Below are 12,842 nucleotides of genomic sequence, written 5' to 3'. Positions count from 1 at the left end.
CGTGGAACGCTAGCGCCACTCAGCCACAGCGTGACGGCCCGCCGCATCGGCAAAATCATCCGCCACCATCGCGGCCAGTTCCATGAAGGCTCGCTTGGTTGCAGGCCGGAGCAGTTCCAGGTCCATGACCGACCCCTCGGCGAGGTGCTCGTCGAAGGGCACCACCGTCACGGCTCGGCACCGCCGCATGAAGTAGTCGGTGAGCGCATCCATGTCGATGACGCTCGAACCGGGCCGCGCGGCGCTGATGACAACTACGGTTCGTTCGACCAAATGCCCGTATCCGTGTAATTGCAGCCAGTCCAAAGTGGCGGCGGCACTGCGTGCGCCGTCTACTGCGGGTGAGCTGACCAGCACCAACGAGTTGGCAAGATCGAGTACGCCTGACATGGCCGAATGCATGATGCCGGTGCCGCAATCGGTGAGGATGATGTTGTAGTACACCTGCAGAATGTCGATGACCTGGCGGTAGTCGTCCTCACTGAACGCCTCGGAGATCGCCGGATCCTGCTCACTCGCGAGAACTTCGAGCCGACTGGGCGCCTGGGAGGTGTGAGCGCGGACGTCCGAATAACTCTTGATATCCGGCCTCGCTGCAATCAGATCGCGCACCGTCGAACGGGTTTGGAGCGGAACGCGCTGTCCCAACGTTCCGAAATCCGGATTGGCGTCGACGGCAACAACACAATCTCCGCGAAGAGAAGCAAAGGTCGATCCAAGACCCACTGTGACGGTCGTCTTTCCGACGCCACCTTTGAGGGAAAGGAGCGCAATTCGGTAGTCGTTCCGTATCGGTTGTTCAATTCGCTCGACCAGCGCTCGCTGACGCTGGTCCGAGGTGGACTCCCCCAGGTTGACGTATCCGCCGGTCGCGCGGTGAACTCCACGTCGCCACCCACCGCGAGGTGTTCGCCTCGGCCGCTTCAGTAAAGCTTCAGCAACCAAATCCTGATTGGTAACCTGCTGTTGACTCATCTGATTCGACACCGGAGGCGGGGCCGCCCAGGATTCCTGCGGCCACACTCGCGGCTCGGACGGCGCGACGGGCGCGGCCACGACCGGAGCAGCCTCGGCAACCCACGCCGGTTCCCCGGTCTGTGGCAGGTGTTCGACGTCAGTGCGATTCACAATTCCCCCGGATATTGCGTAGCAACGAGCGGTTCAGCGCGATTGTGTTTACCGTGCCGATGGTCCACCCTTCCGGCTCCCGACGCTACCAAATGCTCCGGAGGAACACTCCTTCGACGAGCTTTTCAGGCTCGCGGATGCGCCTGATCGTGGACTGCGCGCAGACGCTCCACCGAGACGTGGGTGTACAACTGAGTAGTCGCCAGACTTGCATGCCCCAGCAACTCTTGTACGACGCGTAGGTCCGCTCCACCTTCCAGCAAATGTGTCGCTGCCGAATGCCGCAAACCGTGCGGCGACAGATCAGGCGCGCCAGGGACTGCTGAGACGGTCTCGTGCACCACCGACCGCGCCTGTCGTTGATCGAGCCGCCCACCGCGCTTTCCCAGCAGCAGCGCATTGCCCGATTTCTCCGATACCAACAGTGGCCTGCCGACCCCGAGCCATTGTTCGATGGCCGATTCAGCCGGCAGGCCGTATGGCACCGATCGCTCTTTGTTTCCCTTACCGAGTACCCGCAACAATCGACGGTTGGCATCCACCGATTCGATGTCGAGGCCACATAGTTCTCCAACTCGAATTCCGGTGGAGTACAACAATTCCACGATGAGCCGGTCGCGTAGAGCTACCGGATCATGTTGTTGCGCTCCACTTTCCGCCGCTTCCATGGCCTCGATCGCCTGATTCTGACGCAAAACGACCGGCAACGTTCGCCTGGCAGGCGGCGCCGCGAGTCGCACTCCAGGATCAACGTCGATGCGCGCGGTCCGCGCAAGCCACGCGGTGAATCCGCGGGCCGACGACGCGCGGCGGGCCACCGTTGTCCGCGCTGTGCCGGCCGCGGACTGCTGCGCCAACCACGAACGAAGCACCCGAAGGTCCAGAGCCTCCAGATCGGTTCCAGTCGACTGCGCAGCAAGGTGTTCCAACAGCGAGCGGGCATCGCCGACGTACGCACGGATAGTGTGCTCCGACCGCCCACGCCCCAGGCGCAGGTGATCCTCATACGCGTCGAGATGGATCGACAACGCTCGCTGCAGTTCGTCACTCATGTTCATAAGGTTGCCTGCCTCGCGTGAAACTTCAAGCGCCCTCGCCGATAGGGTTGGTCGGTGAACCGAGCAATTCCCTTGAAAATGCTATGCATTCTTGCCCTGATTTCTGCAATCGCGCCACTGTCGACCGACATGTACCTGCCGGGCCTGCCCATCATGGCCGAGTCACTCGATACATCCGCAGCCAGTGTTCAATTGACACTGACAACATTCATGGCGGGACTGGGAATCGGCCAGTTGATCATCGGACCGATCTCAGACGGAATCGGGCGGCGACGCCTCCTGCTCGGCGCCGCGGCGATCACCACGCTGGCAAGTGCTGCGTGTGCTCTTGCACCCAATATCGAATTCCTGATCGGCGCCCGGCTGATCCAGGGCCTGAGCGGCGGGGCTGCGATCGTGCTCGCACGCGCGTGCATCGCCGATCGCGCTCGCGGCAACGGAGCGGCAAAGCTGTTCAGCATCATGATGATCATCGGCGGCGTCGCTCCAGTTATTGCCCCGCTGCTCGGTGGAGTGCTCCTCGGCCCGGTTGGCTGGCGAGGCATCTTCTGGGTGTTGACGGCTGCGGGAGTAGTCATGGTTGCCGGCGTACTCACCCTGGTACCGGAAACTTTGCCACCCGAGCGTCGACACGGCGGCGGATTGAAAGCGCTTGTCGCGAACGTGGGCTATGTCACCGGAAATCGTCGCTATCTCGGCTACGCTCTGGCCTTCATATTCGGGTTCGGCGCCCTCTTCTCCTACATTTCCGCGTCGCCGTTTGTCGTGCAGAACGTCTTGGGGTTGACGCCATCACAGTTTTCGATGGTGTTTGCTGTCAACGCGGTGGGAATGGTTGTGGCGGCAACAATCACGGCGCGCCTGCTCGGCCGCCTGAGTGCTCGTACCCTGTTGATCTTCGGAGTTGGTCTACTAACCGTCTCCGGAGCTGCATTGTTCTGTGCTGCAGCTCTTTTCGACTCAACCAATCCGGCCGCGCTGCTCATTCCGCTGTTCGTTTCGATATCAAGCATCGGATTTATCATGGGCAACGCAACTGCGCTCGCCCAAGGCGAGGTCACTGCGGCAGCCGGTACCGGCTCCGCACTGATGGGTGCGGGCCAGTTCGGATTGGCGGCAGCCGTATCGCCGATAGTCGGCATTGCGGGCCCGGATACCGCCGTACCGATGGCCATCGCAATACCGACGTTCGGATTACTCGCGGCCCTCGCATTGGCGCTGTTCGCCCGCAAGGCCGACGCGACGGACTAGCTCTCAGACGCCGCCAGTTCCGACTTCCACACCCGGAATCCCTCTTCCGTGCGTCCACGCCGCCAGTAGCCCGAGATCGACGCGGAACGTGCCGGCACACCACGTTCCTTTCGGACGTAAGCGCGCAGATTATGCATAACAGCCTGCGCTTCGCCGTGAATGAACACCTGCGGAGTTCCCGGCAACCATTCGAGGTTTCTCACCGCTTTCACAATCGGCGAATTGTCGCCCGCGGCTTCATCGGGAACAGCGTCCGAGGACACACCTCGGTGAACCCACTTCACAGAAACACCATTCGGCGCATTGATAGCAATCTCGTCGTCGGCACTGCCAACTTCGATGACTACATACCCGATTGCGTCACCCGAAAGTCTCTCGACAGATGCGGATATCGCCGGAATGGCGGTTTCATCGCCTGCATAGAGGTGCCAATCCGCCGATTCTGCCGGCGCGAAGGCGCCGCCGGGTCCGCGGATTGTTATCTTCGCACCCACTTCCACTGATGCGGCCCACGGTCCAGCTATCCCGATGTCACCGTGAACCACAAAATCAATCGCGATCTCGCGAGTACTACTGTTGTAACTTCGGATGGTATAGGTCCGAAGCGCCTGACCTTCCGGTGTCTCGAATTCGATCTTCACATACGAATCACTGAACTCACTCGGTGTGAAGTTGTCGAATCCTGGACCTCCCAGGAACACGCGGACCATGTGTGGGGTCAGTTTCTGAGTTCGCAAAACCGTCAGGGTTGTCGTCGGCTTGGCCACAGCCACATCCTTCCAAAGTTAGTATTACCTAACTAGAGTACAGGACAGGAAGAGCAGACGCGGAGAGTTGATTCCAAGGCCGCCCACATCAGGCATCCGTACAGGGCAATACATACCGATTCAGATGCCCCCACAAATCGCGTAAAACCGACCAACCCGAATGACGATTTATTACCAAAGAAAGGACAATTCCTCACTTACCCCGATCAAATGCCACATTCGACGGCACATCCAGCAAAGAAAGAGTAAAAACAACTCTGGCACCCCACGGATTCCGTGGAGTGCCAGTGAAGGTCAATGTGCTCTAGTGAGCAGCATCGAATGCGTCGATAATCTCTGCCTTGATACGGCCGCGCGGTGCGACCTCGTAACCGTTCTTTGCTGCCCAGTCACGAATAGCCTGCAGGGTCTCCTTGGAGCGCCCAGAACCCGACGTAGCCTGCGTAGATGGGAGCTGCGCCTTCTTGCCGCGACGTGCAGACACCTTTGCTGCAGCGTCAACGAACGGCTTGACCGCTGCGTCGAACTTCTCTGCATTGGTCGCACGAAGGTCGATCACATAATCGGTTCCCTGGTACGAGAACTCAATTCGATCACCGAAACCGTCGTCGATCGGCTTACCATCAAGGTCGTCAATGAGTTGCCGAATCAGCTTCTCAGCCATTGCACTCCTCTTTCAATGATCGATTTGCTTTCGCTTCACAATACACAGAATTCCATCCCAGTAACAAAGATGCCCGCAGAACCGAAAAACAAACCGAACAGACTCGGCGGTTTGGATTAACGATATGTAAGCGACACCAAGTTACGAGGATTCGGTGCTACAGCATTGGCGCGCAATCTATTTCGACCACCAGACGGCGAAATCGAACCCACGTCTATCTTGACGATACCGACTAATCGGCATATCAGCACATCAACCTGAGACATTCCTGAGACATACGGCGAACATTCGTAACCTACCGCACAGTCCGGTAAGACATCTCAACCCTCCCATTCGGCACGGCGCCCGACCAAACCGCTCTGACGTGCCGATAAACAGTCATTCGAAGAACCAACCGCCACGCTACACAACATTGTGCCAACGATCCGGCAAATGACCGATCACACCATCACGCCGAAAACAGACCCACTCCACAACGCCTATTTCGTACGAAACCATCCGCTGCCGTCAGAGTCGATAAAACCCTCCAACTCGAGCAGCGGAAGTGTTGCACGCACTTGGGAAATCAGCAGCCCAGATGCCTGGGACAACTCATTTGTACTTCGTGAACCGCTTCCGGGTAATGCCTCGTACACGAGCCGAGAATTACCCGCCAACGAGTCGATGTCGCGAACCGCAGCGGCGTCTTGCTCTGAATTCAGGACACCGAACGGTCCGGAAACTTCTACGACGTCGACCGCGTTCGCCACAAGATATGCCTCTCCCTCACGAATCATTCTGTGACAGCCGGCAGACGACGACGATGTGACTGGTCCGGGCACCGCCATTACCGGGCGACCCAATTTCCGTGCCCAGTTCGCTGTATTCCTCGCGCCACTTCGCCATCCCGCTTCGACCACGACAACTCCGTCGGACAAAGCAGCAACCAGCCGATTCCGGGCAAGGAATCTGAACTTGGCCGGTGTGGTCCCCGGCGGGTATTCGCTCACCACCGCTCCGGAACTCACGATCTGACGCAGCAATCGAGCATGACCGGACGGGTAGGCGCGGTCCACTCCGCACGCCAACACCGCAACCGTGGTTCCGCCCACTCCCATTGCCGCTCGATGCGCGGCGCCGTCAATGCCAAAAGCTGCGCCCGACGTCACCGTCCACCCGTCCACCGCCAGGTCGCCGGCTATCTCAGCGGTCACGTGCTCACCGTAGGCCGTCGACGCCCTCGTACCGACAATCGCGACAGACCTCTCCGTCAGTTCCGTCAGATCACGAGAACCCAAGACCCACAGAACAAATGGTGGGACTTCACCTGCTGCTGAGTCGAGATCGCCCAACGCGAGTAGTCGCCACGACGGCCATTCCGGGGAATCCGGAGTGACCAACCTGCCTCCCATTGCCGCCATCAGGTCCAGATCTCGTTGCGCCGTGTCGATATGCGCCCGAGCCCGGGTCTTCTCTTCCAACGACGGCGGCAGGTCCCTGGATTTCACGGCGCGTGCCGTCTCCTCAACTCCGAGGTGCTCGACCAACGCGGCTAAATGAACGCTCGGCCCTTGTGCCACTGCGGACAGGTACGCCCAGGCGAGTTGTCGCGGATCATGTGTATTCACTGAAATCCCCTGTCTCGGAAATCGAGTGCGGTTGCAACCTGATCGGGTCCCGGCATTGATTCACCGGCCAAATCGGAAACTGTCCAGGCAACACGCAACGCCCGATCCGCGCCTCGCGCAGTGATCACGCCCTTGCGGAGTGCACGCTCGACGGGTGCCAGAGCGTCGCGAGAGAGTCGGAACTTCTGTCGCAGCGCCGGGCCCGGAACTTCGGCGTTGGTACGCCAGCCGTAGTCACTCCAGCGTTCCGCCGCGGCATCACGGGCCGCGGATACTCGGGTTCGGACGCTTTCGGTGCTCTCGCCTACTTCGTCGATCAACGCACCCGTTGCGACGGCCTGCATCCGCACCCGAATATCGACTCGATCGAGTAGCGGTCCCGACAGTTTGCCCAGATACCGACGCCTCGCCGCGGGCGCACACACGCAGTCCGCGTCGCGCGGCGGCGCACAGGGACACGGATTTGCAGCCAAGATCAACTGGAAACGCGCTGGATAGCGAGCGACTCCGTCCCGTCGTGCTATCCGAACTTCGCCGTCTTCCAACGGTGTTCGCAAGGCTTCGAGCACTTTGACGCCGATCTCCGCGCACTCGTCGAGAAACAGCACGCCGCGGTGCGCCCGACTCACCGCACCCGGCCGCGCCATCCCACTACCACCACCAACCAACGCACTCACCGACGAACTGTGATGCGGCGCAATGAACGGCGGCATATCGATCAACGGATGCTCCGCCGTCAACACACCCGCCACCGAATGAATCGCCGTCACCTCCAAAGCCTCCGACTCCGTCAACGGCGGCAATATCCCCGGAAGCCGCGAAGCCAACATCGTCTTCCCGATTCCCGGCGGACCCGTCAACATCAAATGATGCGCACCAGCCGCAGCGACTTCGATAGCCCACCGCGCATCCGCCTGCCCCACCACCTCACTGAGATCACGCACACCCACCTCCACCGCCCGCTCGAAAGGCTCCGGAACAGGCAGGAAAATCTCACCCCGCAACCACGAGAGCACCGACGCCAGATCACCGGCACCGAGCACCTCGATCCCCTTCACCAAACCCGCCTCGGCCATCGTCTGACGCGGAACCACCACCGTCCCCCAACCAGCACGCTTCGCCGCCAAGACCGCAGGCAACACGCCCCGCACCGAGCGCAACCGGCCGTCCAACGCCAATTCCCCCAAGAAGATCGTCTCGCGCAATTCCTTGCGCGGCAACTTCTTTGCCGCATCCAGCACAGCCAGCGACAGAGCAAGATCGTAGACACTACCCACCTTCGGCAACGTCGCCGGCGACAATGCCAAAATCACCTTGCTGTCCGGCCACTCCTCCCCCGAATTCGTCACCGCCGCCCTGATCCGATCCCGCGACTCGTGCAACGCCGTATCCGGCAACCCCACCAACTGCACCCCCGGCAAACCACGCCCGATATCCGCCTCGATCTCCACAATCTGACCGTCGACACCACTGACAGCCACCGAATGCGCCCGCCCCAACGCCATCAGAACGCATCCACAAAATGCTCGACCACCGGAGCCTGATCACGGCGAATCAACACCGCCACCACATCAAAACGCACCTTCGACCACGACCGACCCGAATCACCGAGCCACTGCAACGCCAACACCCGAATCCGACGCCGCTTCGCAAACGTCACCGCCTCCGCCGGCGACCCGTACCCCACCCCACTACGAGTCTTCACCTCGACAAAAACAATCCGATCATCAACCGTCGCAATAACATCCAGCTCGCCGTACCGACACCGCCAATTCCGCTCGACAATTTCCAAACCCGCACCGACCAGGAACTCCGCGGCCACATCCTCGCCCCGCGCCCCCAACGCCATATTCCCCGCCATCACAGCCCCCACCGTTCCGGTCCCGCGCGCCCGCCCATGCAAAACGCGTCCCACCCGTCACAGTGCCCCACCCACACCACACCCGAACAAAAAGAAAACCCACCTGTTGATAACCAGGCACCTGTGGAATTCTTATGCCGAGTCAGTCACCACGCATTCATCACATCGAGGATCTGACCGCGGGCCATCCAGAGTTCAGCCGACCAATTCGCCCACGAATGGATACCCCACGCCGGAAAGCTGAACGTCGCCGGAATTCCCATCGATTGCAGACGCAACTCGAATGAACGCGCATGCACCAGAGCGAGCAATTCGAGTCCCATTCCCGACGCGGTGTTGAGATACTCGACCGGCGTCGAAGGATTGTCGTACGGGCCGGGAATGCCGTTCGACGCCGAAATATACATCGGCAGTCCACGAAGCAATTCGGCGTTGACAAACGGGTCATTGCGAATCCAGCCAGATGACCACGGCGGCCCCCACATCGAGTCGACGTTGTACCGTCCGGCGTCGTACATCGCTACGCGAATCGCTTCACGCATCCCCGGCGCGGAAATGTTGATGTACCCGGACAGCGAGCCCGCGAACTTGAACTGATCTCGATGGTGCCCTGCCAGGTTCAACGCTGCGCTGCCACCCATCGACAGCCCGACTATTGCATTGTTTGTCGGCGAAACACCGTACCCGGCAAGGAAATCAGGAAGTTCTCGCGTGAGAAATGTTTCCCACCTGTAGGTGATCGGCTGAGCATTGAAATTCGACGGCGCGTACCAGTCCGTGTAGAAACTGGACTCACCGCCCACCGGCATCACCAAAGTGATGTTGTCGTTGCGATACTGATCGAGCGCATTCGTCTCGAAACTCCACGCATTGCTGTCGTTGCGAGCACGAAGACCGTCGAGCAGATAGAGGGCGGCATTGCCGCCCCGTGCCGCCCACTGCACCTGAACCTTGATGTTTCCCATCGATGACGGCACCCACAACTCCTCGTACCCACCCCAGGGCACCGAACGAACCGGTGACGCGGCGCGCTCGGGAGCAGCGGACGCCACCGTGGGGCCGAAGATCCCACCGAGAAGTAGTAGCGACAACATCGCGGCCAGTACCTTCGCCCGCCGGGTAGTGCGCTCGGACAACGTGTGATTGATTCTCTGCAAAACTGTCTTTCCCCGAGACGCCCGTGAAGATTGCGTCTCGGTAAGTGCATTGTCGTTCCAGTGTCTGTGGTGTCTACCCCTTCGACGGGGCTCCGGCGTTACAAATTCGAGGTCAACGCAGCATTCCGACAAACAGAACAGGCGAACGAATTCAGGTGGCGGGAAACACAATTCACCACATCGCCCGAGTTGCTCACGCTGTCGGGCGTCAGGCGCGGGGGCAGCCCCTGGACCGCGGTTCCTTCCGCCGAAACCACATTTTGCCAGCAGCAATTCGCCAGAAGTGCGCGAGGGATATCACCAGGCGGTGCGCCGGTCGATGATGACTCAAGGTAGCGATTCGCTGCAAAATAACCAATATTTCGAAACAGGCCACGAGTTGAACAAAAGTCCAGTAGAACTGGTTATAGTTTTGCTCGAACCTACAAGACCACTGCAATTCGCTGAATGGAGTTCTACATGTCACGCCGCTCACTACGCCACGCAGTAGCGACCACTGCCTCCCTCGTCCTCCTCGCCACCGGCGTCACCGTCGGACTCGGCGCCTCGGTAGCACAAGCTTCACCCGCCTGCGCGCTCAGCCAGTCGGTCACCGACGACTGGGCCGGCTCCTGGGGACTGCCGTACACCGTCAGCAAAGAGGTTGTCGGGGACGGCACTGTCGCACCCGGGCAGACCGTCACGTACCTCACCAAGGTGTCCGGCTCAGGAGCTCTCGTCAACCAGATCCGTGACTTCCATCCGGCAGGATTCCAGCTGGTGAAAGCTCGCCTGAACGTCAAATGGCTTGTCGGGGGCCAGAGCTGGGAAGATGTCACCGGCACCGCCGTCATCGCCAATAATTCTGTAGTCGCAAAGGGCACCGGGTGGACCACAGCGGGTGGCGGCGTCATCGCCTTGGAAACCACCTACAAGGTTCCCGATGACGCCGTCGTCGGCAGCAAACTCGACAGCGGCGCAGGCACCAACATCGTGCTCGCGGCAGGCGACTGGAACATCAACCCGATGGGCGTGTGCGTCACCGTCCGCCAGCCCAACCCGGTCGAGGCCGGCGCAGGCAGCCTCGAGGATATGGGCTTCGGCTCGGTGAACACCGGATCGGGCCAGGTATTCGGCTCCCTCACCGACCCGCAGGGATCGATGAGCAACGTCATCGGCGGAATCCTGGGCAATGTGATCGGCAATATGAGCTGACTCAGCTCGGGGAAGACAGTGGGCAGAGTCGCCGGCACGTGCTGGCGGCTCTGCCTATTTCGACATCGAACTGTGGCCTGGATTAGCCCAGCAGCGTGCAGCGGCGCCCCTATTCTCGACAAATGACACAACCGCGAACGCGTCATATCGCCCAAGCTGCCGTCGTCGCAGCTTCGGTCGCAGCAGTTGCCCTCGGCAGCACGGCGATCGCGCAGGCTCAGGACGAGTGGCCGCCGATTCCGCCGTACCCGAGCCCATCGGTACCGTTCGACACCTCGAATTTCCTGACCCCCGAGAATCCGGATTACTGGAATCCGTTTGTGAATCAAGACCGGCTCACGTCACCGTTCGGCACCAGCACACGCATTGTGTGCACGGCATTTCACGGCGTCCTGACCGGATGCTGGCAGGCCGATCAGAACGGCAATCCGCACAAACTGATTCGCCTCCAAGCCAATGTGCCCAACGTGTCCGGATCTGGCCTGCCCGGCGGCGGGCCGGGACACTTCGTGTATCCGGGCTTCATTCCCGGCAGCTGAACATGAAAACACCCTTCGAATATTTGTTCGAATGGTGCTAGCCTGGACTCAGGACGTATCGACGAGCACATCGAGGACCGCCATGGACGAAGCAACGGACGCAACCGGCGAGTTGGCGCGGCTGGTCGAGGAGTTGACGGTGCTCGATCAGCGCCGCGTCGACATCGGCGAGAGTTTGGTCCATCTCGAGTACGTCTACACGCACGCCGGGGCTGAACATCAGGCTGCGGCCGCCCGAAAAGCCTTCCAGGAGAAGTACGTCGGCCGTATCTACGAGCTGGCCGACGGCCTTCGGAACTGAAAATAGGTTGCGCACACCACCTCTCGGCGCGCATGGTTGATCCCGCACACTACAGGGGCCAGCAGGCCCTCGACGTGCACTATGTGGGAGAGAACTGATGGAGAAGATCACCGAAAGGCTGTGGAACTGGGCATCGATACTCGACGAGAAAACTCGCGAGCAAGCGCTGCGCACGTCTCGGATGCCTTTTGTCCGTCCACATCTGGCATTGATGCCTGATGCGCACCTCGGTGCGGGAGCGACGGTGGGTTCGGTCATCCCGACGGAAGGTGCGATCATGCCCGCCGCCGTCGGAGTGGATATCGGCTGCGGAATGATCGCGGTCAAGACCCAGTACAACGCTCAGGACCTCACCGGTCGCGATCTGAGCGTACTTCGCCACAGCATCGAACGATCTGTCCCCCTGTCGGCCGGCGTCTACAACAAGACACTGACCGCAACCGCGCAGACCCGTATCGCAGAGCTCGAATCGATGGCCGGCGATCGGCTGCCCTTCTACGACAAGTTCAAGAACAACTGGCGTTTCCAACTGGGAACACTGGGGTCGGGCAATCACTTCATCGAGGTCACCCTTGATGAGAATGACGGTGTGTGGCTGTTCCTGCACTCGGGTAGCCGCGGCGTCGGCAACAAGATCGCACAGCACCACATCAAGGTCGCCCAGGAACTGTGCGCCCGTTGGCACATCGACCTCCCGGATCGGGATCTCGCCTACCTGGTCGAGAAGACACCCGAATTCGACTGCTACATAACCGATCTCAATTGGGCGCAGCATTTTGCGCTGTTGAATCGGGAGGAAATGATGGATCGAGTCGTGAAAGACTTCGCGCACTTCATGGGCGACAACGGCCCGGCTGTCGTCGAAGAACTCGAGAGGATCAACTGCCACCACAACTTCACCCAGAAGGAATTCCATATGGGTCGCGGTGTGTGGTTGAGCAGGAAGGGCGCGATCAAGGCTGACGTGGGCGTGCCCGGACTCATCCCAGGGTCCATGGGGACTGCCAGCTACGTCGTGGTCGGCAAGGGCAACGTGCCGTCGTTCAAGTCGAGCCCGCACGGCGCCGGTCGTGTGTACGCCAGGAACAAGGCAAGGCGAACATTCACGATCGACGACCTGGACAAAGCGATGGTCGGTATCGAGTACAAGCGCTCGAAGGCATTCCTCGACGAGATCCCGGGTGCATACAAGGACATCGATGTCGTGATGGACGACGCCAAGGACTTGGTCGAAATCCGTCACACACTGCGTCAGATCGTCAACGTGAAGGGCGACTGACCTGAGCAAAAAAGACAATGACGGCCTCGCCTAAAT

At 60.3% G+C, this 12,842-nt stretch carries 13 protein-coding genes; 5 read left to right on the top strand and 8 right to left on the bottom strand.

The annotated features are described in order from the left end of the window. Positions 1 to 9 precede the first annotated feature (9 nt). A complete protein-coding gene (locus tag FFI94_RS11455; RefSeq protein ID WP_138873039.1) occupies positions 10 to 1,128 on the bottom strand; it encodes a MinD/ParA family protein in 1,119 nt (372 codons plus the stop codon). Positions 1,129 to 1,253: 125 nt separating this feature from the next. Then, positions 1,254 to 2,186, bottom strand: coding sequence for a tyrosine recombinase XerC (locus tag FFI94_RS11450; RefSeq protein WP_138873038.1), 933 nt, complete (start codon positions 2,184 to 2,186; stop codon positions 1,254 to 1,256). A 78-nt stretch (positions 2,187 to 2,264) separates the two neighbouring features. Here FFI94_RS11450 and FFI94_RS11445 point away from each other — a divergent pair, with 78 nt between their 5' ends. Continuing rightward, positions 2,265 to 3,437: a multidrug effflux MFS transporter gene (locus FFI94_RS11445; RefSeq protein WP_138873734.1), complete on the top strand. Its 1,173-nt coding sequence runs from the start codon at positions 2,265 to 2,267 to the stop codon at positions 3,435 to 3,437. Here FFI94_RS11445 and FFI94_RS11440 read toward each other — a convergent pair. From FFI94_RS11440 to FFI94_RS11415, 6 genes are all read right to left on the bottom strand, one after another. Further along, complete coding sequence (locus FFI94_RS11440; RefSeq protein ID WP_138873037.1) at positions 3,434 to 4,204, bottom strand: siderophore-interacting protein; 771 nt, start codon at positions 4,202 to 4,204, stop codon at positions 3,434 to 3,436. The two genes, FFI94_RS11445 and FFI94_RS11440, sit on opposite strands and share 4 nt — an antisense overlap. Positions 4,205 to 4,508: 304 nt before the next feature. After that, positions 4,509 to 4,868 carry an Lsr2 family protein gene (locus FFI94_RS11435; protein ID WP_033236528.1) on the bottom strand — a complete coding sequence of 120 codons (360 nt, stop codon included), beginning with the start codon at positions 4,866 to 4,868 and terminating at the stop codon, positions 4,509 to 4,511. Between the two features lie 479 nt (positions 4,869 to 5,347). Next, positions 5,348 to 6,475: a DNA-processing protein DprA gene (gene dprA / locus FFI94_RS11430; protein WP_138873036.1), complete on the bottom strand. Its 1,128-nt coding sequence runs from the start codon at positions 6,473 to 6,475 to the stop codon at positions 5,348 to 5,350. Continuing rightward, a complete protein-coding gene (locus tag FFI94_RS11425; protein WP_138873035.1) occupies positions 6,472 to 7,980 on the bottom strand; it encodes a YifB family Mg chelatase-like AAA ATPase in 1,509 nt (502 codons plus the stop codon). Before FFI94_RS11425 ends, dprA begins: the two co-directional genes overlap by 4 nt. Next, a complete protein-coding gene (locus FFI94_RS11420; RefSeq protein ID WP_138873733.1) occupies positions 7,980 to 8,336 on the bottom strand; it encodes a YraN family protein in 357 nt (118 codons plus the stop codon). Before FFI94_RS11420 ends, FFI94_RS11425 begins: the two co-directional genes overlap by 1 nt. A 146-nt stretch (positions 8,337 to 8,482) precedes the next feature. Next, complete coding sequence (locus FFI94_RS11415) at positions 8,483 to 9,430, bottom strand: alpha/beta hydrolase family protein (RefSeq protein ID WP_138873732.1); 948 nt, start codon at positions 9,428 to 9,430, stop codon at positions 8,483 to 8,485. A 522-nt stretch (positions 9,431 to 9,952) separates the two neighbouring features. Between FFI94_RS11415 and FFI94_RS11410 the strand changes: the two genes are divergently transcribed. From FFI94_RS11410 to FFI94_RS11395, 4 genes are all read left to right on the top strand, one after another. Then, complete coding sequence (locus tag FFI94_RS11410) at positions 9,953 to 10,687, top strand: hypothetical protein (RefSeq protein WP_138873034.1); 735 nt, start codon at positions 9,953 to 9,955, stop codon at positions 10,685 to 10,687. A gap of 122 nt (positions 10,688 to 10,809) precedes the next feature. Then, positions 10,810 to 11,226, top strand: coding sequence for a hypothetical protein (locus tag FFI94_RS11405; RefSeq protein WP_138873033.1), 417 nt, complete (start codon positions 10,810 to 10,812; stop codon positions 11,224 to 11,226). A gap of 82 nt (positions 11,227 to 11,308) precedes the next feature. Then, positions 11,309 to 11,527 (top strand): hypothetical protein, encoded by a 219-nt coding sequence (locus FFI94_RS11400; RefSeq protein ID WP_138873032.1) that lies wholly within the window; start codon positions 11,309 to 11,311, stop codon positions 11,525 to 11,527. A 97-nt stretch (positions 11,528 to 11,624) separates the two neighbouring features. Beyond that, positions 11,625 to 12,806: an RtcB family protein gene (locus FFI94_RS11395; protein WP_138873031.1), complete on the top strand. Its 1,182-nt coding sequence runs from the start codon at positions 11,625 to 11,627 to the stop codon at positions 12,804 to 12,806. Positions 12,807 to 12,842: the final 36 nt, after the last annotated feature.

It is taken from the genome of Rhodococcus sp. KBS0724 (genome assembly GCF_005938745.2).
Lineage (GTDB): Bacteria > Actinomycetota > Actinomycetes > Mycobacteriales > Mycobacteriaceae > Rhodococcus_F.
This window is presented reverse-complemented; position numbering and strand designations above follow the sequence as displayed.